Origin of the sequence: Neorhizobium populisoli (assembly GCF_019430945.1) — a bacterium.
Classification (GTDB): Bacteria; Pseudomonadota; Alphaproteobacteria; order Rhizobiales; family Rhizobiaceae; genus Neorhizobium; species Neorhizobium populisoli.
The window spans coordinates 32,095-56,817 of record NZ_JAHYCB010000004.1 but is presented as its reverse complement, the minus strand read 5'-3'; the positions used below and the strand labels follow the sequence as shown (position 1 = coordinate 56,817).

Here is a 24,723-nt window from a genome sequence, read left to right as displayed (position 1 = left end):
GCATCAACTATTACTTGAAATTTACCGTTGTCAATCAGAAACGATCAAATTCGCTTTTATTGCGCTGCACAATGAAAGTTTGTGATCGTTTTTGATTGACATGTGTTGCGGCGATGCGCGATACCCATGGCAGGGAGATGGCGGCTGTTTGCTGCCGTAAGCCGAAATATTGGGAGGACAAGCCATGTCGGGCCAAACCCGCCTTCTCGAAAACCATTGGGATGATTCCTATGCCGCCAAGCTCGATGAGCCCGGCAAACTGCTCTATCGCTCCAACCTGCTCGGCGCCGACAAGCGCATCACCAATTACGGCGGCGGCAATACGTCCGCCAAAGTGATGGAGACCGACCCGCTGACCGGCGAAAAGGTCAAGGTCATGTGGGTCAAGGGCTCGGGCGGCGATGTCGGCACGATTAAGCTGGACGGTTTCGCGACCCTCTACATGGACAAGCTCGAAGCGCTGAAGGGCATCTATAAGGGCGTCGAGGACGAGGACCGCATGGTCGGCTTCCTTCCGCATTGCACCTTTAACCTCAATCCACGCGCTGCTTCAATTGATACGCCGCTGCATGGTTTCGTGCCCTTCACGCACGTCGATCACATGCATCCCGACGCGATCATCGCCATTGCCGCTTCGAAGAATTCCAAGGAACTGACGCGGCAGATCTTTGGCGATGCGATAGGCTGGCTGCCCTGGCGTCGCCCGGGTTTTCAGCTGGGCCTCGATGTCGAAGCCTTCGTGAAGGCCAATCCGAATGCCAAGGGCGTCGTGCTGGAAAGCCATGGCCTGTTTACCTGGGATAACGACGCCAAGGCCTGCTATAAACTGACGCTCGAGATCATCAACAAGGCGATCGAGTGGTTTGCCAAGGAAACGGAAGGCAAGACGGTCTTCGGCGGTTCCGTGACGAACAGCCTGCCGGCGCCGGAGCGACGGGCGATCGCGGCGAAGCTGATGCCGGAAATCCGTGGCCGCATCGGCAAGGCGGAGCGCAAGCTCGGCGATTTCGACGATCAGGACGCGGTGCTGGAATTCGTCAATTCGAAAGATCTGAAGCCGCTCGGAAACCTCGGCACGTCCTGCCCGGACCATTTCCTGCGTACCAAGATCCGGCCACTGATCGTCGATTTCGATCCGGCCAAGCCCGATGTCGATGCGGTCATCGCCGGCCTCGACAAGGCGTTGGAAGATTACCGCGCCGACTACGCACGTTATTACGAAGCCTGCAAACACGACAACTCGCCGAAGATGCGTGACCCGAACCCTGTCGTTTTCCTTATTCCCGGCGTTGGTATGTTGTCCTTCGCGCGCGACAAGGCAACCGCCCGCATTGCCGGCGAGTTCTATGTCAACGCCATCAACGTGATGCGCGGCGCGTCTACCGTTTCCGAATATCAGGGCCTGCCGGAGCAGGAGGCCTTCGACATCGAATACTGGCTGCTCGAAGAGGCCAAGCTGCAGCGCATGCCGAAGCCGAAAAGCCTCGCCGGTCAGGTGGCTTTCGTCACCGGCGGCGCCGGCGGCATCGGCCGGGCGACGGCCTCGCGGCTGATGGGCGAGGGCGCCTGCGTCGTGCTGGTGGATATTGACGGCGCGGCTTTGGACGCTACCAAGGCGGATTTCGAAAAGTCCTTCGGCAAGGATGCGGTGCGCGGCGTGCTGCTCGACGTCACCAGCGAAGTAGGCGTGCTGGAAGCGTTCTCCGAAGCCTGCGTCGAATTTGGCGGCGTTGATATCCTCGTCTCGAATGCCGGCATTGCCTCCTCGGCTCCGGTCGAGGAAACGACGCTTGCCATGTGGAGCAAGAATATCGACATCCTGGCGACCGGTTATTTCCTCGTGTCGCGTGAGGCCTTCCGGCTGTTCCGTCGGCAGAAGCTCGGCGGTAACGTCGTCTTCGTCGCCTCGAAGAACGGGCTTGCCTCGTCGCCGAATGCGTCCGCTTATTGCACGGCCAAGGCTGCCGAAATCCATCTCGCCCGTTGCCTGGCGCTGGAAGGCGCGGATGCTGGTATTCGCGTCAATACGGTCAATCCTGATGCGGTTCTGCGCGGTTCGAAGATCTGGAACGGCGAGTGGCGCGAACAGCGGGCTGCCTCGTCCAAGATCGAGGTTTCGGAGCTTGAAGAGCATTACCGCAAGCGTTCGATGCTGAAGCTCAATGTGTTTCCGGAGGATATTGCGGAGGCGATCTACTTCCTGGCGTCGGACCTATCCGCGAAATCGACCGGCAATATCATCAATGTCGATGCCGGGAATGCGCAGAGTTTTACGCGCTAGTCGTCGTCGACCGGCTTGCCCCTCACTAACCCCCTCCCCGAACGCGGGGAGAGGGGACGTGCCTCAAGCGACGCTGGTTTGAATGGAGAGGGTGCCACGATTCTCCTTCGCCCCGTTTACGGGGAGAAGGTGCCCGGCAGGGTGGATGAGGGGCTTTGGGAGGAACACATGACAGAACTACAGATCGCCGCGGACATCATCTCCGCCGAAAACGACAAACGCTCAAAAGCGCTCACATCTGATTACGCCGCACTCGGCGAAAATTTGTCGCGCCGTGGCGTGGACATCGACGCTATCACCAAAAAAGTCTCGGAATTTTTCGTCGCCGTCCCCTCATGGGGCGTTGGCACCGGCGGCACCCGTTTTGCCCGCTTTCCCGGCCAGGGCGAACCACGTGGCATTTTCGACAAGCTCGACGATTGTTCGGTCATCCATCAGCTGACCCAGGCGACACCGACCGTCTCGCTGCATATCCCGTGGGACAAGGCCGATCCGAAGGAATTGCGGGCCAGGGGTGATGCGCTGGGCCTCGGTTTCGACGCCATGAACTCCAACACGTTCTCCGACGCCCCGGGCCAGGCCCATTCCTACAAATACGGCTCGCTCAGCCATACGGACGCGGCAACCCGCGCCCAGGCGGTCGAGCACAATCTCGAATGTATCGAGATCGGCAAGGCGATCGGCTCCAAGGCGCTGACAGTATGGATCGGCGACGGTTCGAATTTCCCGGGCCAGAGCCATTTCACGCGCGTTTTCGAACGTTACCTCGCGTCGATGGCGGAGATCTACAAGGCGCTGCCGGACGATTGGCGGCTGTTCTCCGAACACAAGATGTATGAGCCGGCATTCTATTCGACGGTCGTGCAGGACTGGGGCACCAATTACCTGATCGCCAATACGCTCGGCGAAAAAGCCATGTGCCTGGTCGATCTCGGCCACCACGCGCCGAACACCAATATCGAGATGATCGTCGCGCGCCTCATTCAGTTCGGCAAGCTGGGCGGCTTCCATTTCAACGATTCCAAATACGGCGACGACGATCTGGATGCCGGCGCGATCGAGCCCTATCGGCTGTTTCTCGTCTTCAACGAATTGGTCGATGCCGAATATCGCGGCGTCAAGGGTTTCCATCCGGCCCATATGATCGACCAGTCGCACAACGTCACCGATCCGATCGAAAGCCTGATTTCCAGCGCCAACGAGATCCGCCGCGCCTATGCGCAGGCATTGCTCGTCGATCGCAAGGCGCTCGATGGATATCAGCAGGAAAACGATGCGCTGATGGCATCGGAAAGCCTGAAGCGTGCTTACCGCACCGATGTCGAGCCGATCCTCGCGGAAGCCCGGCGGAGGGCCGGCGGGGCGATCGATCCGGTCGCGGCATATCGCGCCAGCGGCTATCGCAAGAAGGTTACGGCGGAGCGCCCGGCGTCCTCTGCCGGTGGCGGCGGGATCGTCTGATAGGGACCTTCGGAAGCCGCTTTACAGCTATATGACGAAAATGAAAGAAGGCTGGAAAACTCTGTAACCGGCCTGACACGAGAGAGCTCTAAGGAAACTCGCACCTCGCCTTCGCAATTGCGAAAGGCGCTCGCGAGACCGGAGAGCTGCCGTGAAGATCATCCAGATTACCGATACCCATTTCAGCCCGGAAAAGCAGCATTTCAACGGCAACTGGGCGCCGCTCCTGAACTGGATCGAGGACGCTCGCGCCGACCTGATCATTCATACCGGCGACCTGACCGTCGATGGCGCCGACAAGGCTGAAGACATCACGTTCTGCATGGACCTGATGCGTCAGGTCTCGGTTCCGATGCTGATCGTGCCCGGCAATCACGATGTCGGCCACATGCCGGGTGGCAGCCAGCCGGTCAATGCCGAGCGTCTGAGGCGCTGGCGCGATCTGGCCGGCCCGGACCGCTGGTTCCATGACGCCGGTGAATGGCGCTCCGTCGGCCTCAACTCGCTGATCCTCGGCCATGAGGACGACGAGGAGCAGGCGCAGTTCGAATGGCTGCGCGAAACGCTGGAAGACCGCAAGGGCCGTCGCATTGCGCTTTTCGCCCACAAGCCGCTGTTCGTCGATGCGCCGGATGAAGGCGAGACCGGTTATTGGGGTGCCCGCCCGAAGGAACGCGCCCAGCTCTTCGACCTGATCAAAGCTCATGACGTTGCGCTTTACGCCAGCGGCCATCTGCATTGGGCCTGGCAGGGCCGTCATGAGAACATGGCGCTGACCTGGGGACCTTCAGCCGCCTTCGTCATCGACAAGCTGGAGCGAGAAATGCCGGGCGAGCGCCTGATCGGCGCCGCGGTTCACACGTTCGGCGACGATGTGCAGACAGAGATCGTCGCCGTGCCGGGCATGACCGCCTATGTCATCGACGACGTCATCCACGAAGTCTATCCGAGCCCGGCCAAGGCAGAGGAGGAAGCATGAGCAAGCTTTCTCTCCGCAACATCCACAAGGCCTTTGGCGGCAACCAGATCCTCAAGGGCGTCAGCCTCGATGCCGACGAAAACGAGTTTATCGCGCTGGTCGGCCCGTCCGGCTGCGGCAAGAGCACGCTGCTGCGTATTCTCGCGGGTCTCGAAAGCGCCGATGGCGGCGAGATCGTCGTGGGTGACCGCGACCTTTCGCCGGTGCCGGCCGCGGACCGCAACATCGCCATGGTGTTCCAGTCCTACGCGCTTTATCCGCACCTGACGGCTGCGCAGAACATCGCCGTACCGCTCGTCATGCGCAACCTGACACGTGCGCAGCGCCTGCCGCTCGTCGGCCCGCTGGTGCCCAGCCAGCGCAAGGCGATCGCCACGATCAAGCGCGAAGTGCGCGACATGGCCGTCTCTTTGAAGATCGATCATCTGATGGATCGCAAGCCCGGCCAGATGTCCGGTGGTCAGCGCCAGCGCGTCGCCCTCGGCCGCGCCATGGTGCGCCGGCCTTCCGTTTTCCTGATGGACGAGCCGCTATCGAACCTCGATGCCAACCTGCGCGTCCACGCCCGCGGCGAGATCGTCGAACTGCACCGCCGCGCCGGCGTGCCGACCATCTATGTCACCCACGATCAGGCCGAAGCACTGTCGATGGCCGACCGAGTCGCCGTGATGATCGGCGGCGCGCTGCTGCAGCTTGCCTCGCCGCAGGTCATCTATGATGATCCCCAGCATATCGAGGTGGCAAAGTTTATCGGCCAGCCGCGCATCAATCTCTTCGCCTCGCAAGTCGCTGAGGATGGCATGGTGGCAATGGGTAACACTCGCCTGCGGCCCGCCGAGACGCTTACAGCCGGCACGCCGGTGACGATTGGCATCCGTCCGGAATTCGTGGCCGTCAGCCGCAATAGCCAGCACGGCCTGCCGGCGCATATCGATCGCGTCGAATTCCTAGGCTCCGAAATCATCCTCTATTGCCGCCTCGATGCGGTCGGCGAGAATGTCATCGCCAAGCTCTCGCCCTCCGAAGGTGCGGGGCTCGCCGCCGGCATGCCGGTGCGCCTGCAATTCGACGCGGATCGCCTCTTCGTTTTCGCCGAAGACGGTCGCCGATTGCCCTCACTGCCGGTGAACGCGGATGTTGCGCTGGAGACGGCCCATGGCTGAGGCGATTGCGGCTCCCGGTCTGATCGGCAAGTCGTCAGCGCGTTCGACCGCCGAACGGCGCGAGGCACATTCCGGCTGGATGCTTTCGCTGCCGGCGCTCGTGCTGCTGTTCATGTTCATCTTGCTGCCGGTCGCCGCCGTCATCCTGATGAGCTTTACCGATTACGAACTCGGTTATACCGGCTTCAAATGGGTCGGCGTTGAGAACTACGCCGACCTCTTCACCAACCGCACCTTCAAGCGATCGCTGTGGAACACCACGGTCTACACCGCGATCGTCGCGCCCGTTTCGATCTTCATGGCGCTCGGGCTTGCCATGCTGATAGAAAGCGAAGGCATCGGCCGGTCGTTCTTCCGCACCGCCTATTTCCTGCCGGTGGCCTCGCTGCTCGTCGCCATGGCGACCGTTTGGCAATACCTTTTCCACCCGACGATCGGCCCGGTGAATGCACTCCTTCGGCTCGTGGATATCGAGGGTCCGAACTGGCTCGGCGCGTCCGGCTATGTGCTCTACGGCCTGTCGATCATCGGAGTCTGGCAGTCGGTCGGCTTTAACCTCGTGCTCTTCCTCGCCGGCCTCACCGCCATCCCGCGTGAGCTGTATGCGGCCGCGCATGTCGATGGCGCCCGGTCGTCCTGGGACCGCTTCCGGCTGGTCACCTGGCCGATGCTCGGGCCGACGACGCTGTTCGTCACCACGATCAGCATCATCAATGCCGTCAAGGTGTTCGAAACCGTCAAGACGCTCACCGAAGGCGGGCCGAACAAGGCGTCCGAAGTGCTGCTCTTCACCATCTATCAGGAAGGTTTCGTCTACCTGCGCGTCGGTTACGCCTCCGCCATGACGGTCGTTTTCCTGCTCATCCTCGTGATCCTGATGTTCCTGCAATACCGGATCCAGGACCGGCAGGTGCACTACTCATGAACGCGAACACCTTCACACTTGGTCGCGCGCTGCGCCTCTTCATCGTGAGCTTCGGCGCACTAATCTTCCTGGCGCCTTACGTTTTCATGATCTCGACGGCCGGCAAGGCGCAGAGCGACATCTTTTCCTCGTCGCTCAACCTTATCCCGCAGAATCTCTCCTATGTCGCGAATTTCACCAAGGCGCTGACGCGTGTCTCGATGACGACGCTGCTGTGGAACGGCGTCGTGGTCTGCGCGCTGATCTTCGTCATCCAGGTGGTGATCGCCATTCCCTGCGCTTATGCGATGGCGAAGCTGAAGTTCCGCGCGGCGCGGGTGATGATGGTGCTGGTCATGCTTGGCCTGCTGGTGCCGATCCATGCCACCGCGCTGCCGATATACGTGGCTTTCGACCGCGCCGCCCTGCTCAACAGCTATTTCGCGCTGGTGGCACCCTTCACCATCTCGGTCTTCGGCATCTTCCTCTTCCTGCAGTTCTTCCGCGCCATGCCGGACGACCTGATCCATGCCGCTCGGCTCGACGGCATGTCGGAGATCGGCATCATCGCGCGTGTCATCGTGCCGAATGCCTGGCCGGCGATCACCGCCTTCGCGATCTTCTCGGTCGTGGCGCACTGGAACGACCTCTACTGGCCGCTGATCGTCATCTCGAACCAGTCCTATGCCACCCCGCCACTCGGGCTTCTCTATTTCCGGGCAGCCGAGGCCGGCGACGATTACGGCGCGCTGATGGCCGCTACTCTCATCATCACCTTTCCGCTCGTCGCGGCCTTTCTGCTTGCCCAGAAGCGCTTCGTTGAGGGCATCACCATGACCGGTCTCAAGGGCTGACCGGCATTCAACTCTCAGGAGAACATGCGATGAAGCATTTCACCAAATTCCTCGCCACAGCCGCGGTCGCCATGACCGTGTCGTTCCCGGCATTCGCCGACACGACGCTGACCGTGCATTACCCGATGCCGGGCTTCTTCAAGGACGTGATGGACACGATCTCTAAGAAGTTCATGGAAGAGAACCCGGATATCAAGCTCCAGTTCGCCAACCCGTCCGCCACGTATGAAGAAGGCATCCAGCTGATCATGCGCCAGGCCGGTACCGCAGAAATGCCGGACCTGACCTTCATCGGCCTGAACCGCCTGCGCATGGTGCAGGAGCGTGACCTGCCGGTCGACCTCGGCCCGTTCCTCGCCAAGGAAGGCGACGTATCGAAGCTCGGCTTTTCCGACACGCTCCTGAAGATCGCCCAGGTCAAGGGCAAGCAGGTCGGCCTCGCCTTCGCGATGTCGAACCCGATCATGTACTACAATGCCGATCTGGTGAAAGCTGCCGGCGGCAACCCGGACCAGCCGCCGAAGACCTGGGACGAGGTCATTGCCCTCGGCGCCAAGATCAAGGCGCTTGGCAACGGCGTCGAAGGTATCGACTTCCGCTGGCAGGGTGACGACTGGATGTTCTCCGCGCTGCTGTTCGGCGCCGGCGGCCAGATGCTGAGCGACGACGAAAAGTCCGTCGCCTTTGCCGGTCCGGAAGGCGAAAAGGCTGTCGCCGTCCTCGACCAGATGGTCAAGAAGGGTGGCCTGCCGATCTTCACCGCCGCCGCTGGCGAACAGGCCTTCTTCGCCGGCAAGGTCGGTCTTGAATTCAAGACCACCGGCGCGCTGCGCAACACGATCAAGAGCGTTGGCAACAAGTTCGACCTGCGCACCGCCCAGATCCCGCTGATCGACCCGGTCAACGGCAAGCTGCCGACCGGCGGCAATGCCATTGTCATCCTGACCCGCGATGCCGCCAAGCAGCAGGCCGCGTGGAAGTTCGCCAAGTTCGCCGCCGGTCCGTACGGTTCCTCCGTCGTCGTTCCGGGCACGGGCTACGTTCCGAACAACGAACTGGCCGCCAAGTCGCCGGAATATCTTGGCAACTTCTACAAGGAAAACCCGCTCTTTGTTGCCGGCCTGAGCCAGATGAACCGCATGGTTCCGTGGTACGCCTTCCCGGGCACCAACGGCGTGAAGGTCACCCAGACCATCGTCGAAAACCTGTCGCGCGTCGTCGAACAGCAGGCCAAGCCGACTGAAGCGCTGAACGACGCCGCAGACGAAGTGAAGAAGCTGCTGCCGCGTAACTAAGCGATCTCTGCCTTAAGGATAAAAAGCCGCCGCTTCCCAAGGGAGGCGGCGGTTTTCGTTTGTTTGGAAATGTGAGCCGGTGCGACACGATCAACGTGGATAGATGCTCGGGACAGGCCCGAGCATGACGGCGGAGATAGTGGCTATCTTGGCAACTTGGCAAACGGTAGCGTCCGGCTGATCCTAGATTGCCCGCACCGTCCCGCCGCGCCGCATCGTATAGGCGAGATCGAGGTGGCGGGCAGGGGCGGCGTTCTCGGCAATGTCGAGTAGCAGCGATGCGGCTGCGGCACCCATGCTGGCATCAGGCATCTCGACCGTCGTCAGCGGCGGGTCCATCAGCCGCCCGATGGCAATCCCGTCAAAGCCTGCAACGGAGACGTCGCCCGGCACGGAAAGCCCCTCGCGCCGCAGCGAGCCGATGACGCCGAGCGCAAGAAGATCGTTGGAGGCAATGATCGCGGTCGGCGAGGCGGTTGCGAGCGCTGCGCTGAGATCGAGGTGGTCGTAACCGTTGACGAACGAGATCTGCACCGCTTCGAGCGGTGCGATACCGTGATCGACCATCGCATCGCGATACCCTTCATGCCGGCGGCGGGCGCGGTCGGAGCCCGCAAAGCTACCGGATACGAACAGGATGCGGCGATGGCCGATTGCGATCAGCATCTGCGTCAGTTCGCGGCCGGCATTGCGATTGTCCACGGTCACGGCGGCCGGAAACAGCGCGGTCGGCAGGTTGTTGAGAAGCACGGTCGGCGGCAGCGACGGCATCAGCGCGACGCTCGTTGCGGGATCGCAGACGGTGAGGATCAACCCCGTCGGCCGCTCGTTGAGGAGCGAGGCAACCGCATCCGCCTCGCGCGCCGGGTCGTAGTTCGATTGGGCGATCAGCACATTGTGGCCGGCCACCAGCATACGGTTCTGGATGCTGGACAGTGATGAAGCAAAAACGGGATTGGTGATGCTTGGGATCAGCACGCCGATCACCGGCCGGCGGCCCAGCCGGCCTGCCGACGCATTTGCCGGGCGATAACCGAGTTCGGCTGCCGCACGGCGCACCTTGCGCACCATGCCATCGCTGACATTGCCGCGGCGGCTGAGCGCCCGGCTCGCGGTCGCCAGCGAACATCCCGCCCTTGCCGCCACCTGTTCCAGCGTCGCCATCGAAAAGAAACCTTCCGTTTGTCGGCCTCGATGCCGCGGGCGGCAGGTTTCTCCTCGATATGTTAGAGTTTTATGTCAGAGAAACGTATTCGCGGCATGCTCCAGTCTGTCAGCGGTCACCCAGGCGATGCCGACCGACCGGGAGTTGCGGGTTCAGAGCCGGTTTTGCAGCCGCTCGATTGCGGCATCATCGAAGCCGAGCGTAACGAGATAATCCCGGACGGTGCCATAGTGCAGACGGATATGATCCAGCGCCTGGCGCATGCTGCGGGGCTCGGAGGCGAGCACGATATCGACCAGCGCTGCCGGCGTGCCGCGACCAAGTGCCCGTTCGCGAAGTTTTTCGATCAACGGACCGGAAATCGTCGCGGTCAGCGCATAGTCCTCGATGATCGTCGCTTCGTCGACGCCGGCATTGGCGAGCAGGAGGGCGGAGATGACGCCGGTCCGGTCCTTGCCGGCGCTGCAGTGGAAAAGTACGGCGCCTTCCGGTGCATCGGCGATGATGTTCAGCACTTCTGCGATGGCCGGCTGGCAGTTGTCGATCGCCTGGCAATAACGGTCGCCCATGTCGAAGCTAAGGGTTGATTCCGCCATCATCTCGACCGGCGCCAGCGCCGAAAAGACCGGCGTATTGTGATAACGCACACGGTCGTGGCCGACGAACGGATTGGCCTGCGCGGCGATCTCATGGGCATTGCGCAGATCGATGACGGTTGCCAGACCGTGACCGAGCAGCGCTTCGATATCGGCCTCACTCAAATCATGCAGGGCATCGCCGCGCAGCACGGAACGCCAGCGGGTCGAGCCGCCGTCTGCCGTCTTGTAACCGCCGAGGTCACGGACATTGTGGGCGCCCTCGAGCGCGATCAGTCGGTCATGGATGAGCATATCAGCGGATTCCGGATTTCATGAAGGATTCGATGACGTGGCGTTGCAGGACGAGGTAGATGATCAGGATCGGCAGGCTGGCGAGTGCTGCGGCTGCCATCAAGGGTCCCCAGAGATTGCCTTCCTGCGTCATGAACATCTGCAGGCCGATCTGCACGACGGAGTTTTCCGGTTTGCGGGAGAGAAGCAGGGGCCAGAAATATTCGTTCCAGGCGGAGATGAAGGCGATGATCGACAGCGAGGCGATCGGAGCGCCCATGTTCGGGGCAACGATCTGCCAGAGGATCTTCCAGCTTTTCGCCCCGTCGATGCGCGCTGCCTCCAGGATCTCGGTCGGGAAGGAGCGCATGGCATGGTAGAGCAGCAGCACCGCGAAAGCGTGGCTGGCATTCGGCAGGATGAGGCCGGTCAGCGTGTCGAGCAGGCCAAGCTTTGAGGCGAGCACGTAGTTCGGGATCATCGTCACCTGGAAGGGGACGAGCCAGGACAGTGCGATCAAGCCGTGGATGACGCCGGAGAGCCGCATTTTCCAGCGCACCAGCGCATAGGCAGCGAACAGGCCGGTCACGACCTGCAGGCCCGCGGTCGTCGCCGCCACGACCGTGGTGTTGAACAGCATCTGCAGCATCGGGATGCGGGTCAGCACGAAAACGTAATTGTCGAGCGTCGGATTGGCCGGCCACATCGCGGTCGAAAAGATTTCGTTTTCCGGGCGGAGTGAGGTGACGATCATCCAGTAGATCGGAAAGATCGACAGGACCGACAGAACGATCATCACCACATGCACGGCGATACGGCGTGTCTTGCCGCCGGTTTCGGCGGTCAGCGAGGCGAGCGGCTGGTGGTCGTGTGAAGTGTCAATTGTCATAGACCGCAAACCTCTTGGTCAGCCACATGCAGCCCGCGGCGAGAATGGCGAAGCCGAGGAAGGCGATCATGCCGGCGGCCGAACTCCAGCCGGCCGACATGGTCTGAAAGCCGTATTCCCACAGCAGGTAGAAGATGTTGGTGGTGGATTTCAGCGGGCCGCCATTGGTCAGCACGTTGATATAGGCAAAGCTCCACTGCGCGCCGAACAGGATGGTCATCATCGACAGAAGCAGGATGGTGGGCGACAGAAGCGGAAGACGGATATCGCGGATGATGCCCCAGCGGCTGGCGCCATCGATGCGCGCCGCCTCGATATAGGACGGGTTGATGCTGGCATTCGCTGCCGAAAACAGCAGCGTCGAGAAACCGATCAGCTTCCAGCCGGTGATCCAGGTCAGCGTCGCCAGCGCATAGTTCGGATCGGTCAGGAAACCGATGCGGCCGAGGCCAAGCTGTTCGAGACCGAGCGTGATCAGGCCCTGGTCCTCGTTCAGCAGCCAGCGCCAGAGGATGGCGGCGACGACGGGGGCGACGATCATCGGCACGAAGATCAGGCCGCGATAGATCATCCGGGCGCGGCCGGTCAGGTCCTGCGTCCAGATCGCCACGAAAAGTGGGATGATGACTGACATCGGGAAAAGGCCGAGGATGTAATAGAGCGTATTCCAGAGCGCGTTGCGCATCTCGGGCAGCGCCATCAGACGCTCGTAATTCTTCAGGCCCACATAGCGCGGTGTGGCGGTGGGCAGCATGTTCCACTGGTAGAAGGAAAGCTGGAAGGCTTCGACCAGCGGGATATAGGTCCAGACGAACAACAGCACGAGCGCGGGGGTGAGATAAAGCCAGGGTGAAATGGTGAAGGGCTCGCGCTGGCGGCGTATCTTTGCCGGCGCGCGGGCGATCGTCAGCGGTCTGGCGAAATCTGCCTGAATATCGGTCATGGTTGGTCCATCCGGGTGTTTTTCAAATGCCGGGCGGTAACAAGCGAGCCCGCCCGGCATTCTTTCCTCGTGATCTCAGGCCTCCGGAAAACGCCGCGTTTTCTGGAGGCCTTCGTCTGCGTCGAGAGTTTTGCCCCTCATCCGCCTGCCGGCACCTTCTCCCCGTTCTGACGGGGAGAAGGCCACAAGCCGCGGCCTTTCCGTTCCCTCTCCCCGCTTGCGGGAAGAGGGTCAGGGTGAGGGGGCAGCCTTACGTGTTTAAGGCATCAGATCCTGAGCCTGCTCCTGCGCAGTCTTCAGCGTCGCTATCGGATCACCCGAGCCGAAGACGGCTTCGCGAACCGAGTCCATCATCATCTTCTCAACCTGACGGTAGTTCGGGCCGGGGAAGGCCATATTCGGGGTCAGGCGATTGAGCTGCTCCAGGTTGGAACGGAACATCGGGTTTTCCTTCGCCCACGGACCGAGCTGGTTCGGATCGTCGACGATATCGAGGCGCAGCGGCAGGTAGCCGATCTTGCTGGTGATGATCGTGTAGGCATCCGGGCTGGTCAGGTATTTCAGCAGCTCGTAGGAGGCGCGCTGTTTGGCCGGGTCCTTCGAGAAGACGAACAGCGCGCTGCCGGAGTTCGTCGGTGCCGTCGGCTTTTCGCCGAAGGAGGGCATCGGAGCAAGGCGCAGGTCGAACTTGCCGGCAGCCGACTTCTTGACGCTGGAAAGAAGTGCGGTCGTGTAGAGGAACATACCCATGTTACCGGCAGAAAACGTGTCGGAGGCGCTGGCCGGATCGATCTTGGCATGCGCGCCGCTCTGAACCATGTCGCGCATCGTCTTGACGGCTTCGGCAGCGTTCTTGTCGGCGAAAGTCAGCTTGTCGCCTTCACGCACCTTGCCGCCGTTCGACATGACGATCGACTGGTAGACGAACGTGCCGTCGGTCGGGCCGTAGGCGCCCGGGAAGAAGCCGTTCTTGCTGGTCTTTTCCTTGATCGCCTTGCCGGCGATGGCGACGTCGGCCCAGGTCTTCGGCGGGTTGTTCGGGTCGAGGCCGGCAGCCTTGAAGAGGTCGGCATTGTAATAAAGGATCGGGGTGGAGAACGTATAGGCGAGACCATAGGTCTTGCCGTCGACCTTGCCGAGTTCCAAGCCCTTGGGGAATATGCCGGTCAGGTGTTCCTTCAGTTCGGCCGGGCTGACCATGTCTTCCAGCGCATTGCCGCCGAGGTCGGAGGCGATGAAGATCAGGTCGCGGAAGGTCAGCTGGGCGACGTCCGGCTGTTTGCCGGCAACGACATCGGCCTGAACGCGGTTGATGATTTCGTTGGAGGGGACGGCGATCGTCTCCACCTTCACGTTCGGGTTCTTCTTCTCGAAATTGGCAATCAGCTCCTTGGTGGCTTCGGAACCAGCGCCGGCGGAGGCGAGATTGTAGTTGTAGAAGGTGATGGTGACCGGCTTGTCGACGGTCTTCGGCATTTCGGCGAAGGCGCCGAAGGGAAGAAGCGACGTAGCGGCCAGCGTCGCCATCAGCTTGAGAATGGTTCTGCGCAGCATTTGCGTGTCTCCGGGAGGGTAGGATTATTCGGCGGCGACGGGCATTGCCCGGGCCATCAGAAGTTCGAGCGGATAGGTGTTGAGTTCGGCGCGGTCGGACGGCAGCGGCACGAAGGCCATGGTGAGGCCGGACGGGCGGATGGTGCCGATGCCGAAGGAGGCGCCGCGGACCATGCGCAGGATGTCGGTGCGCAGGATATCGGTCGCGGCATGCTGACCGGTGCCGACGACGACCGGAATGCCGTGCCAGACGGAAACGCGGTCATGGTGGATATGGCCGCTGAGGACGCCGATGATGTTGCGGCCCTTCAGCAGTTCACGGAAACGTTCGGACTGCGGGAAGTGGATGGTGCGCCAATGGGTGGCGTCCGCCTCTTCGCCGAGTGCCGGCGGATGATGGACGACGATCAGCTTCGGCAGTTCCAGGTGCTTGTCGAGGGTCGATGCGAGCCAGTCGAACTGTTCCGGATCGATCGTGCCGCCGATCAGGCCCGGCGTGGTGGAGTCGATCGTGACGATGTGAATGCCGTCGATGATCGTATCGTGGTCGTAAGGCGCGTCCGGATCGACCGATTCGACGCCCATGCCCTCGTAGAAGCCGGGGCGGGTATCGTGGTTGCCGAGCGCGTAAATCACCGGAACGTCGATCTTGGCGTCGATGATTTCCTTCAGCCGGCGGAAGCTTTCCGCATCGCCACGGTTCGTCAGGTCGCCGCTGGCGATGACGAATTGCGGCTTCGGCGTCACGGTCGCGACGAGATCGAGCACCTTGTGCAGCGTCTCGGTCGTGTCCGAATGCAGATGGCTGTCATCGGCGGTGCCGATATGCAGGTCGGTAAGATGGATGAAGGTGGTTTCGCGGCGCATCGGATGCCTCCTGAAGGGCAGTTTCGTCAGGAGGATCGATAGGAGCGGTTTGTTTCCCGGTCGTGACGGATTTCGAATGCCGTTCGAATTGATCGTGGAAAGCTTAAATGGGGCGGCGGAACATCGGCGCGATCACCTCGATCATGCGGGCGATGACGAATTCGGGATCGTCGAGATTCATGCTGTGATTGGTGAGGATTTCGGTGCGGGAACGGCTTCTCGTTACCTGCGAGCGGATGCCGAGCGCCGAGTTCAGCCGCCAGCCGATATCCACCTCATCCAGCCACGGCGCAATCCGCTTCAGAGGCGGGATGAAGGCCAAGTGATGTTCGACATTGTCGATGATCTTGCGGTAATGCGGACCGCCCTCGCGATGAGCCTTTGCCATCGAGGTGAAATGCGACAGGACCGGATAGCTGGATGACGGATCGAGGCTCCAGCGGATCGACGGGCCGACCAGTGCCGCAATGACCTCGTCGAGATCGGCAGGCTCGGGCGCCCGGCGATCGATCGCCTTGCGTAGCAGGCTCAACCGCTCGGCATTCAAGCGGCGGTAGACGCGCTCAGCGACAGCCGCGATCAGGGCTTCCTGCGATCCGAAATGATAGACGATCGCCGAAGGCGTCGCATGCGCTTCAACCGCAATCTTGCGTGCCGTCAGCTCCTCCAGAACCTCGGATTCACATAACAGATGCTCGCAGGCATCCATAAGCCTGATAGCGGTCAGATTGGTGCGGCCGTGCATGCATCGCTCTCCGAACGGAGAATATAATGAACCCGTTTCGTGTAGGGCGGATGACAGCGGCGGAAGGGTGTCGCTCGGATGCAAATTCGGTTGAGGCGATCCTGTCCATTGGCCCGCGTCGCGAGAGCACCATCACCCGTTCGATCCTTGTGCGGGCTCCCTCCCGCTTACGTCAGGACCACCGGCGCCCAGTGGGATATTCCGCTTGAATTTACGCTCACGCCTTTCCCGGCAAGATGGCGCGGTATTAGCTGCGACCACACCGGGAATGATGTTGATCGGGATTCCTCTTGCGGTGAGAAAAGCGATTTCCCTGGAAGCTGCTGAATCATCGACTGTCAAGCGCACGACATTCTTGCCGGCATTTGCAGATGCCGCCATTGCTTCGATGATATCGTCCGAAGCCGTGATCTTCAAATCTTGCCGGCGCTCTACAGGCCGCCGTTCTGCCTCCCGGCGGGCGAGCTCCAGCACGTCAGGGGAAATTCGGTCATCGTACAGAATGATATCGGCAGCCTGCAGGGCGCGGACAGCCTTTAGGGTCAGAAGCTCTGCGTCGTCTGGATGGGTGGCGATCAGCGTCGCACGGCCCTTGCCGTTCTGTGCAGCTGCCACGGCGGTCACATCTGCAAGGATGGCTGCTTCGCTTCGGCCGTCGGGCGCCGGTCCGAAAGCGCGATGGACGAAGCGTTCCCAGAAGCTTCGGCGCTGCTGTCCCGGCAGAAGGCGCTTGTTGATCGTCTCGCGCAGAGATTGGGCGATTTCGGCCCATGCCTGAAGGGATTGCGGCAGCGATGTTTCGATACGCCGCCGGATCGCCTGGGCGAGAACCGGCGCCGCGCCGTCTGTCGAGATCGACACCACGACCGGCGAGCGGTTGACGATCGAACCGAACTGGAAACGGCAGAAGGCCGGCTTGTCGATGACATTTACCGGAACGCCGGCTGCACGCGCAGCACTCGCCAAAGCCATTGCATCGGCTTCGTCCTCGCAGTCGGCGACTGCGAGTTCGGCGCCGGCGAAAATGCCACGATGCCAGGGCAGGGCGTGATGGATGAAACGGCCGCCAGGATGTTCTGCCGGCCGCGCGATCAAGACCTCGAACATTTCGGACAGCTTCTGAGCATAGACATGGACCTCGGCCCCGCAGGCCGCCAGAAGCTCTGCCTTCCACGCCGCGGCATCCGAGCCGCCGGTGACGATGACGCGTTTGCCTTCTAGAGCCCAGAACACCGGCAGTTTGGCGAGTGGCGCCATGCGGGCGCTTCGTGTCCGCTCATTCCGCGGCAACGGCAAGACATCCATCAATGATCCCCCTGATTTCGGAGCGACAGGAGCCGCAATTTGTGCCGGCATTGGTTTGCCTGCCCACGGCTTCGACGCTATGGCAACCGCTGCGGATAGCGGACACGATCTGGTTGACCCCGATCGAAAAGCAGGAGCAGACGGTCGCGCCCGGGTCCGGCTGGTCGGCCCCTGGCCTGCCGGCGACAATTGAGAAGCGCCTGCGCATATCTGAATGATCGGCCGTCAGCTGGCTGATCGCCCAGTTGCGGGCGACGGCGACGGGTTGGCGGGCCAGGAAGAGTGCGGCAAGCAGGCGCGGACCTTCGAAAAAGGCGAGCCGGATATCGCCCGATTGCAGGTCCGCATAACCGATCGGTTCTATCCCGGCCGCGATATCGAAGGTCCCCCGGCACCAATCGGTCCAGTCTTCGACCATCTCCTTGAAGCCGAGTTCGATCCGCCAGCCGCCATCGGCCCTGGCCATTGCCCAATAATCGGCGCCCAAGGCCACCGGTTTTTCGATGGACACGGCAAAGCCGTAAAATGCGGACGCGAATAGCCGGGCTGCGATCGCCACGTTCTTGGAGGCGGGCTGGCCAGAGATTGGATCGGTCAACGAGGTCACGAGCGCATCGATCCGCGCCTTTGCGGCGAACTGGTCGTTCCAGTGCATGGGAACAAAGACGTTGCCGCGTGCCTGACGCTCGGTAACGAGAGCCCGAATGATCACCTGGCCATGCGGGCTTTCCAGCTCGACAAGGGTGGCATCGCGAATACCGAGTTCGGCCGCATCCCACGGGTGGATTTCTGCGAAGGGTTCGGCGATATGGCTTGAAAGCCGGGCACTTTTGCCGGTGCGGGTCATCGTGTGCCAATGGTCGCGGATGCGGCCAGTGTTCAGCGTCAGCGGGAATTTTTCATTGGTGCGGTCGGTAGTTGGCGCCTGCACGGCAATGAAACGCGCCTTGCGGTCGAGGTGGTAGAAGTCGCCGTTTGCGAAGAAGCGGGTATCGCCACATCCCTCTGCCCTGCCGGGCATCTCCCCCACAGGATGGGTGTTTTTCGACGACGCCGGCCATTGGAAAGGCAGGAGCGCGTCATATTCACCCGCGCTGATTGCCGCCGCTGCGCCGATATCGAAATCCCGGCTACCGTCATTCTCGAAAGCCGAGAGCGCCGCATGTTCTGCAAAGATATCCGCAGGCGATTGATATTCGAACCCGGCAAATCCCATTCGCCGGCCGACTTCGGCCATCTGCCACCAGTCGGCCCTTGCCGTTCCGGGAGCGGGTAAAAATCGCCGTTGGCGGGAAATGCGGCGCTCCGAATTGGTGACCGTGCCATCCTTTTCGCCCCAACCGAGCGAGGGCAGCAGGACATGCGCGTGGCGAGCGGTGTCGGTATCGCGCAGAATGTCGGAGACCATAACGAAGGGACAGGCCCTTATCGCTGCTTCCACCACATCGGCATCCGGCATCGAGACGACCGGATTGGTGGCCATGATCCATAATGCCTTGATCCGCCCATCCGCGACGGCGCGAAACATATCGACGGCCTTCAATCCGGGTTTTGAGGCGATTGTCGGAGAGGCCCAGAAGCGCTGCACCCGATCCCGATCCTCGGCGCTCTCGATGGCCATATGGGCGGCCAGCATATTGGCAAGCCCGCCGACTTCGCGGCCGCCCATCGCATTCGGCTGGCCGGTCAGTGAGAAAGGTCCCATGCCCGGACGGCCGATGCGGCCGGTGGCAAGGTGGCAGTTGATGATGGCATTGACCTTGTCGGTGCCGGACGAGGACTGGTTGACGCCCTGGCTGTAGCAGGTGACCACCTTTTCCGTCGTCTCGAACAGCCTGAAAAATTCGCGCAGCTGCATGGCCGGCAGGCCCGTGCGCTCCATCAGGTCGATGAAGGAAAGGGCGGCTGCAGCCGCGAAGGCTTCGGCGAAACCTTGCGTGTGGGCGCCGATATAGTTCTGGTCGATCGCCGGGCTGGTGGAAAGATGTGCGAGCAGGCCCATGAACAGCGCCACGTCGCCATCCGGCCGGATCGCCAGATGCAAGTCGGCAATATCGCAGGTCATCGTCCGGCGCGGATCGATGACGACGATCTTCATTGCTGGCCGCGCGGCCTTGGCGGCGGCGAGGCGCTGGTAGATCACCGGATGGCACCACGCGAGGTTTGAACCGGTGAGGATGACGAGATCGGCAAGCTCGATATCCTCGTAGGTGCCGGGCACGGTATCCGATCCGAAGGCGCGACGGTGGCCTGCAACGGAAGACGACATGCAGAGACGGGAGTTGGTGTCGATATTTGCCGAGCCGATGAAGCCCTTCATCAGCTTGTTGGCGACGTAATAGTCTTCGGTGAGCAACTGGCCGGAGACGTAGAAGGCGACAGAATCCGGGCCGTGTTCTGCGATGGCTTCGGAGAATTTCGCCGCGACGAGGTTGAGGGCTTCGTTCCAATCTGCCTGACGGCCATGGATCTCCGGATGAAGGATGCGGCCGTCGAGATCGATGGTTTCGGCAAGCGCCGAACCCTTGGAGCAAAGGCGGCCGAAATTGGCGGGGTGGTCGGGATCGCCTTTGACTGTCACTGTGCCCGTATCCGCTACCGTGACGATGACGCCGCAGCCGACGCCGCAATAGGGGCAGGTGGTTTTGGTTTCAGTGGGCATAGTGCCCTCTTATGCGGAATTGGATGAGGCTACCCCCCTCTGTCCTGCCGGACATCTCCCCCACACGGGGGGAGATTGGATGGAGCAACGGCGTCTCGTCCCACTTTCGGACGGTGCAAAGGTCACGGGCGGTCGGTTCAGGGCGATGGATGAGCCGCGAGTCGATCTCCCCCCTTGTGGGGGAGATGTCCGGCAGGACAGAGGGGGGTAACTCGGCGCACATCCGCCCGCTACTCCGCCGCCACCATCATCACATTCTCCAGCGCTATCGAAAGCCGACCACCCTCGTTGCGCACCGGGATCACCCGCACCTCCCCCTCATCCGCGCCAAGCGCCTTGCCGGTTTCCAGCGAGATCACCCAGTTGTGCAGCGGGCAGGTCACCGCATTGCCATGCACGATGCCTTCGGAAAGCGGCCCGCCTTTGTGCGGGCAGCGGTTCTCGATCGCATGAACCTCGTTTTCGCCGGTGCGGAAGATGGCGATGTTCATCTGTGGGGTTTTCACGCAGCGCGCACCGCGCAGCGGGATGTCGGAAATGTCGCCGATCGGATACCAACCCATGTCCATCTCCTTCACTCCGCCGCCTGATTGAAGCCGACGGTCGCCATCGGCTTGAACTCGTGCTTGTCCTTGCCGGAGACGCGCTCCGACCAGGGATCGACCTGGGCGAATGTCTGGGAGAAGACGAAGCGCTCGTAATAGGCCTGTCGCTTCTCGGTATCGGTCATGATCTGCCGGCGGATTTCGTCGAGACCGACGCGCTTGGCCCATTTGTAGATGCGCTCGAGATAACGGCCCTGTTCGCGGTACATCTGTGTCAGCGCCACGATATGCTCGAGCGCCTCATCCTCGGTCTTCACGAGGCCGAGGACTTCCGTGCCCTTGATATCGAGGCCGGCCGCGCCGGCGAAATGGATCTCGAACCCGGAATCCACGCAGATGACGCCGATGTCCTTGCAGGTTGCTTCAGCGCAGTTTCGCGGACATCCGGAGACGGCGAGCTTCAGCTTTGCCGGCGTCCAGGAACCCCACATGAACTTTTCGATGCGGATACCGAGGCCGGTGGAATCCTGCGTGCCGAAACGGCACCAGTCGGAGCCGACACAGGTTTTGACCGTGCGCAGTCCCTTGGCATAGGCCTGGCCGGAGATGAAACCGGCTTTGCCGAGATCAGCCCAGACGGCGGGCAAATCCTCCTTCTCGATGCCTAAAAGGTCGATGCGCTGGCCGCCGGTCACCTTCACCATCGGGATTTCGAACTTGTCGACCACGTCGGCAATCGCCCTGAGTTCCTGCGAATTGGTGACGCCGCCCCACATGCGCGGCACGACCGAATAGGTACCGTCCTTCTGGATATTGGCGTGGACGCGCTCGTTGATGTAGCGCGACTGGTAGTCATCGGCATATTCATCCGGCCAATCGCAGACGAGATAATAGTTGAGCGCCGGCCGACATTTGGCGCAGCCGCAGGACGTCTTCCATTCCAGTTCCTGCATGACGGCCGGAATGGTCTTCAGTCCCTTCGCCTTGATCAGGCGGCGCACATCGTCGTGGCCAAGCTCGGTGCAGGGGCACATGGGCGACACAGCTTTTGGATTATAGGCGTCGCCCAGCGTCAGGCTCATCAGCTGCTCGACGAGGCCGGTGCAGGTGCCGCAGGAGGCGGAAGCCTTGGTATGGGCGCGCACTTCGTCCAGTGATGTGAGGCCCTTGGCCGTGATCGTCGAGGTGATTTTGCCCTTGCAGACGCCGTTGCAGCCGCAGATTTCCGCATCATCCGGCAAGGCTGCAACGGCCGCCATAGGGTCCAGCGGGGCGCCCCCCTGATAGGCCTGGCCAAAGATCAGGGTGTCGCGCATCTCGGAAATATCGACAGCCTTTTTCTTCAGGTCGTTGAACCATGCGCCGTCGGCGGTCTCGCCATAGAGGACGGTGCCAATGATGCGGTTGTCCTTCAGGACAAGGCGCTTGTAGACGCCGGCGGTGGCATCGCGCAGCACGATTTCCTGCCGGTCGTCGCCATCGGCGAAGTCGCCCAGCGAATAGAGATCGATGCCGGTGACCTTGAGCTTGGTCGGCGTATCGGAATGCACGAAGGCCGGTTTGCTATCGCCTGCAAGATGCGAGGCGGCAATACGGGCCATTTCGTAAAGCGGCGCGACGAGGCCGTAGACCATGCCGCCCACTTCGGCGCATTCGCCGATGGAATAGATATCGCCATCCGAAGTCTGCATGCCGGCATCGACGACGATGCCGCGATTGACGGCAAGGCCCGCGTCCTTGGCGAGCCCGGCGCTGGGACGAATACCGACTGCCATGACGACGAGTGTGGCAGGGATGATGGTGCCGTTGTCGAGTTCGACGCCTTCCACCCTGCCATTGCCGATGATTGCCTTGGTGTTGGCCTTGCAGATCACCTTGATGCCGCGGCGTTGCAGCTCCGTCTGGAGAAGATAACCGGCCGCCGGATCGAGTTGCCGTTCCATCAGGCTCGAGTTGACATGCAGGACCGTCACATCCATGCCGCGCAGGGCCAGGCCCGCAGCGGCCTCAAGGCCGAGCAGGCCGCCGCCGATGACGATCGCCTTTTCGCGGGACTGCGCGGCGAGCAGCATTGCCTGCACATCGTCGAGATCGCGATAGGTGATGACGCCCGGCAGGTCCTTGCCGGGAACCGGAATGATGAAAGGCACCGAGCCTGTGGCGATCACCAGCTTGTCGTAGCTTTCGGTGACGCCGTGATCCGAGGTTACGGCCTTCGTGCCGCGATCGATCGCAACTATCCGATGGCCTTTGTAAAGCGTGATGCCATGGTCAATGTACCAGCCGTCGCCGTGGATGACGATCTGTTCGTAGGACTTTTCGCCTGACAGCACCGGCGAGAGCATGATGCGGTCGTAATTGACGCGCGGTTCGGCGTTGAAGATGGTGACGGCGTAACGGCCGGGCGCCTGTTCGAAGAGATGTTCCAGCATGCGCCCCGGCGCCATGCCATTGCCAATGATGACGAGTTTTTCGGTCATAGGTCGTTACTCCGCGGCTTCGACGAAGCGGTGGCGCTCGTAGAGGAATTTCAGGACGGCCTCGCGGCACTTCAGATACGTGCGGTCGGAGGCGAGTTCGATGCGGTTGCGTGGGCGTAGGATCGGCACTTCAAGGATTTCGCCGATGCGGGCGGCCGGGCCATTGGTCATCATCACGATGCGGTCGGAGAGCAGCACGGCTTCGTCCACATCGTGGGTGATCATCACCATCGTGTTGCCGAGCCGGGCGTGGATTTCCATCACGGCATCCTGCAGATGGGCGCGGGTCAGGGCATCGAGCGCCCCGAACGGTTCGTCGAGCAGCAGAATCTTCGGTTCCATGGCAAGGGCGCGGGCAATGCCGACGCGCTGCTTCATGCCGCCGGAGATTTCCGAGGGGCGCTTATCCTTGGCATGCGCCATCTGCACCAGGTCGAGATTGGCCATCACCCAGTCGTGCTTCTCCGCCTTGGTCTTGGTGTTCTTGAAGACCTTGGAGACGGCGAGATTGACGTTTTCATAGACCGTCAGCCAGGGCAGCAGCGAATGGTTCTGGAAGACCACGGCGCGTTCCGGGCCGGGATCATTGACCTCACAGTTTTCGAGAAGGACGGCGCCCTTCGAGACCGGCGTGAGGCCGGCGATCAGGTTGAGCAGCGTGGACTTGCCGCAGCCGGAATGGCCGATGATCGAGACATATTCACCTTTCGAGATCGTCAGGTTGATGTCCTTCAGGACTTCGGCGCGCATGCCGCCGCGGTCGAAATGCTTGTCGATATGGTCGAGCTTGAGATAGGCGTTCATCATGTCGCTCCTATGCGCCGCGGGTGACGAGTTTGCCGGCTGCTGCCACGAGCTTGTCGAGCGCGAAGCCGACGACGCCGATGTAGGCGAGTGCGACGATGATGTCGGGCAGGCGCGACGAGTTCCACGCATCCCAGATGAAGAAGCCGATGCCGACGCCGCCAGTCAGCATTTCGGCAGCAACGATCGCCAGCCACGAGAGGCCAACGCCGATCCGAAGCCCCGTGAAGATGTAGGGTGCGGCAGATGGCAGCATGATCTTGAAGAAGAATTCGAACTGGTTGAGCCGCAGAACCTGCGCGACGTTGCGATAATCCTGCGGGATATTGCGCACGCCAACGGCGGTGTTGATGATCACCGGCCAGATCGAAGTGATGAAGATCACGAAGATTGCTGAAGGGTAGGCATTCTGGAATGCAGCCAGCGACAGCGGCAGCCAGGCGAGCGGCGGCACGGTGCGCAGTACCTGGAAGATCGGATCGAGGCCGCGCATCGCCCAGACCGACTGGCCAATGATCGCGCCGATAATGACGCCTACCACGGCCGCCATGCCGAAGCCGTAGGCGACGCGCTGCAGCGAGACGAGCACGCGCCAGCCGAGGCCGATATCCTGCGAGCCGTAGTTGAAGAACGGGTAGGCAATCAGGTCGTAGGCCTCCAGCCACACGCGATGAGGCGAGGGCAGCGAGGCATCCGGCGAGGAACAGAGGACCTGCCAGACCAGCAGGATCAGAGCCAGGACGACGAGGGGCGGGGCGATGTTCTGCAGCGTAGTCGCGCCGATGCGCTTGAAGTCAACGCGACGCGGCGTCTGTTTTGCCAAGTGGACGACGTTTGCCGGTCTGGGTGTCGCCTTTGGGGTGGCAATCTCATTCTTTGCCAATGCGGACATGGGTTATTCCTTTTAATTCAAGTGCATGGCGTGAAAGCGCCCCTCACCCAGAGAACAGCTCGCTGC

At 61.7% G+C, this 24,723-nt stretch carries 20 protein-coding genes; 7 read left to right on the top strand and 13 right to left on the bottom strand.

Annotated elements, in window-relative coordinates; genetic code table 11:
* Positions 1–184 precede the first annotated feature (184 nt).
* The 7 genes from KX729_RS11485 (at position 185) to KX729_RS11455 (ending at position 8,937) form a co-directional block, all read left to right on the top strand.
* Complete coding sequence (locus tag KX729_RS11485; protein ID WP_219742604.1) at positions 185–2,281, top strand: bifunctional rhamnulose-1-phosphate aldolase/short-chain dehydrogenase; 2,097 nt, start codon at positions 185–187, stop codon at positions 2,279–2,281.
* 168 nt (positions 2,282–2,449) lie between these two features.
* Positions 2,450–3,742: an L-rhamnose catabolism isomerase gene (gene rhaI, locus KX729_RS11480; RefSeq protein WP_219742603.1), complete on the top strand. Its 1,293-nt coding sequence runs from the start codon at positions 2,450–2,452 to the stop codon at positions 3,740–3,742.
* Between the two features lie 151 nt (positions 3,743–3,893).
* Complete coding sequence (locus KX729_RS11475; protein WP_219742602.1) at positions 3,894–4,721, top strand: metallophosphoesterase family protein; 828 nt, start codon at positions 3,894–3,896, stop codon at positions 4,719–4,721.
* A complete protein-coding gene (locus KX729_RS11470; RefSeq protein ID WP_219742601.1) occupies positions 4,718–5,884 on the top strand; it encodes an ABC transporter ATP-binding protein in 1,167 nt (388 codons plus the stop codon). Before KX729_RS11475 ends, KX729_RS11470 begins: the two co-directional genes overlap by 4 nt.
* A complete protein-coding gene (locus KX729_RS11465; protein ID WP_219742600.1) occupies positions 5,877–6,809 on the top strand; it encodes a carbohydrate ABC transporter permease in 933 nt (310 codons plus the stop codon). Before KX729_RS11470 ends, KX729_RS11465 begins: the two co-directional genes overlap by 8 nt.
* Positions 6,806–7,642, top strand: coding sequence for a carbohydrate ABC transporter permease (locus KX729_RS11460; protein ID WP_219742599.1), 837 nt, complete (start codon positions 6,806–6,808; stop codon positions 7,640–7,642). Before KX729_RS11465 ends, KX729_RS11460 begins: the two co-directional genes overlap by 4 nt.
* Before the next feature lie 29 nt (positions 7,643–7,671).
* Complete coding sequence (locus KX729_RS11455) at positions 7,672–8,937, top strand: ABC transporter substrate-binding protein (RefSeq protein ID WP_219742598.1); 1,266 nt, start codon at positions 7,672–7,674, stop codon at positions 8,935–8,937.
* Positions 8,938–9,120: 183 nt separating this feature from the next.
* Here KX729_RS11455 and KX729_RS11450 read toward each other — a convergent pair whose 3' ends face one another.
* From KX729_RS11450 to ntrB, 13 genes are all read right to left on the bottom strand, one after another.
* Positions 9,121–10,101 (bottom strand): substrate-binding domain-containing protein, encoded by a 981-nt coding sequence (locus tag KX729_RS11450; RefSeq protein ID WP_219742597.1) that lies wholly within the window; start codon positions 10,099–10,101, stop codon positions 9,121–9,123.
* Positions 10,102–10,254: 153 nt separating this feature from the next.
* Entirely contained in the window at positions 10,255–10,992 is a 738-nt protein-coding gene (locus tag KX729_RS11445; RefSeq protein WP_219742596.1) for a tyrosine-protein phosphatase, read from the bottom strand.
* Between the two features lies 1 nt (position 10,993).
* On the bottom strand, positions 10,994–11,860 hold the full coding sequence (locus KX729_RS11440; RefSeq protein WP_219742595.1) for a carbohydrate ABC transporter permease: 867 nt from the start codon (positions 11,858–11,860) through the stop codon (positions 10,994–10,996).
* Positions 11,850–12,803 carry a carbohydrate ABC transporter permease gene (locus tag KX729_RS11435; RefSeq protein WP_219742594.1) on the bottom strand — a complete coding sequence of 318 codons (954 nt, stop codon included), beginning with the start codon at positions 12,801–12,803 and terminating at the stop codon, positions 11,850–11,852. Before KX729_RS11435 ends, KX729_RS11440 begins: the two co-directional genes overlap by 11 nt.
* A gap of 258 nt (positions 12,804–13,061) precedes the next feature.
* A complete protein-coding gene (locus KX729_RS11430) occupies positions 13,062–14,357 on the bottom strand; it encodes an ABC transporter substrate-binding protein (protein ID WP_219742593.1) in 1,296 nt (431 codons plus the stop codon).
* A 24-nt stretch (positions 14,358–14,381) separates the two neighbouring features.
* Positions 14,382–15,224 (bottom strand): metallophosphoesterase family protein, encoded by an 843-nt coding sequence (locus tag KX729_RS11425; protein ID WP_219742592.1) that lies wholly within the window; start codon positions 15,222–15,224, stop codon positions 14,382–14,384.
* Between the two features lie 103 nt (positions 15,225–15,327).
* Positions 15,328–15,969, bottom strand: a complete 642-nt coding sequence (locus KX729_RS11420; RefSeq protein ID WP_219742591.1) for a TetR family transcriptional regulator — start codon at positions 15,967–15,969, stop codon at positions 15,328–15,330.
* 132 nt (positions 15,970–16,101) lie between these two features.
* Positions 16,102–17,226: a siroheme synthase domain-containing protein gene (locus tag KX729_RS11415; RefSeq protein ID WP_312990851.1), complete on the bottom strand. Its 1,125-nt coding sequence runs from the start codon at positions 17,224–17,226 to the stop codon at positions 16,102–16,104.
* 19 nt (positions 17,227–17,245) lie between these two features.
* On the bottom strand, positions 17,246–19,936 hold the full coding sequence (locus KX729_RS11410; RefSeq protein ID WP_219742589.1) for a nitrate reductase: 2,691 nt from the start codon (positions 19,934–19,936) through the stop codon (positions 17,246–17,248).
* Positions 19,937–20,166: 230 nt separating this feature from the next.
* A complete protein-coding gene (nirD, locus tag KX729_RS11405) occupies positions 20,167–20,505 on the bottom strand; it encodes a nitrite reductase small subunit NirD (RefSeq protein ID WP_219742588.1) in 339 nt (112 codons plus the stop codon).
* Between the two features lie 5 nt (positions 20,506–20,510).
* Positions 20,511–22,961 (bottom strand): nitrite reductase large subunit NirB, encoded by a 2,451-nt coding sequence (nirB, locus tag KX729_RS11400; protein ID WP_219742587.1) that lies wholly within the window; start codon positions 22,959–22,961, stop codon positions 20,511–20,513.
* 6 nt (positions 22,962–22,967) lie between these two features.
* Entirely contained in the window at positions 22,968–23,765 is a 798-nt protein-coding gene (locus tag KX729_RS11395) for an ABC transporter ATP-binding protein (protein WP_219742586.1), read from the bottom strand.
* A 10-nt stretch (positions 23,766–23,775) separates the two neighbouring features.
* Positions 23,776–24,657 carry a nitrate ABC transporter permease gene (gene ntrB, locus KX729_RS11390; protein ID WP_219742585.1) on the bottom strand — a complete coding sequence of 294 codons (882 nt, stop codon included), beginning with the start codon at positions 24,655–24,657 and terminating at the stop codon, positions 23,776–23,778.
* Between the last annotated feature and the right edge of the window lie 66 nt (positions 24,658–24,723).